This is a genomic window from Nocardia sp. 852002-20019_SCH5090214 (assembly GCF_001665865.1).
GTDB classification, from domain to species: domain Bacteria; phylum Actinomycetota; class Actinomycetes; order Mycobacteriales; family Mycobacteriaceae; genus Nocardia; species Nocardia nova.
Genome location: NZ_LZMK01000167.1, coordinates 1 through 932, shown reverse-complemented (window position 1 = coordinate 932; position 932 = coordinate 1). Strand labels below are relative to the sequence as shown.

Below are 932 nucleotides of genomic sequence, written 5' to 3'. Positions count from 1 at the left end.
CGGCCCGGGCAGTCGATAGACCGCAGGACACGATCGGCCACGGACAGCCGGGTGCGGGTCTCGGCTTCGAGATCATCGATGCGGGATTTGGCGATCGCTTCGTAGTGCTCGTGCGAACCGGTCACCGATTCCAAGTGAGGGAATCCGGCATGGATCCACATGCGTACGTAGAGGCCGAACGCGGCGGTGTTGAGCGGTGCTTTCTGGCTGGCCTGCATGACCGCGAGCGCGACCTCGGCCGCTGTCCCCGACGCCGGGGACAAGCCGGCGGCGACGCGGTCGAGCAGTTCGCGGCAGTGCGCTCGGTACACGAATTCCTGGCGCATCCGCTCGTGGGTCGGCGTCAACAGCGCGAACGAGTGGTAGAGGGTGTTGCGGTGGCGCGGATGGCGTCGTTGCGCGCGGGCGATTTCGTCTTCGGCCCAGTCGATCTGCTCGAACACCGGCTCGAGATCGGACAGACACCGAGACACCACCGATGCGACATCAGCGACCCCGTCGAGCTGACTTTCGGTCACGGGGACTCCTTTCGACAGCAAGGGGCAGTAGCGAAAAGGGAAGCGAGACACGACCGCGAGTTGACGGGCTGATGTCGCTTCCTCTGACCGCGTTGTTGCGGGTGCGGCGCCGCTGGGTGACCGTGGGTTGGGCGTATTGTTGAACTGCGAGGCGCGGGTTGATCTCACCGAGAGTTTGGAGATCACGACATGAACGACCCCCGGGCGAGCAGGAGCACACGCGGACAAGATGCCGGGAAACTCGCTGGCCAGCTACGTCATTCGCGGGAAGTAATGGATCGTCGCCGCGCGCTTGAACGTCGCCGCGAACAGAATGTCAGCGACGCCGTGCGGAAGTATTGGTCGGCGTGGCAGGCGATTTCAACGATCGAACAACGCCGCGACCGCCGCATCCGAGCGTTGCACGACAAGATC

Annotated in this window: 2 protein-coding genes; one reads left to right on the top strand and one right to left on the bottom strand. The window is 64.4% G+C overall.

Translation table 11 applies throughout. The annotated features are described in order from the left end of the window. On the bottom strand, window positions 1-518 hold a 518-nt coding region (locus A5780_RS13785), incomplete at its 3' end, for a hypothetical protein (protein WP_064908612.1). A gap of 189 nt (window positions 519-707) precedes the next feature. Between A5780_RS13785 and A5780_RS41845 the strand changes: the two genes are divergently transcribed. Then, the coding region (locus tag A5780_RS41845; protein ID WP_231982944.1) for a hypothetical protein at window positions 708-932 on the top strand (225 nt) is incomplete at its 3' end.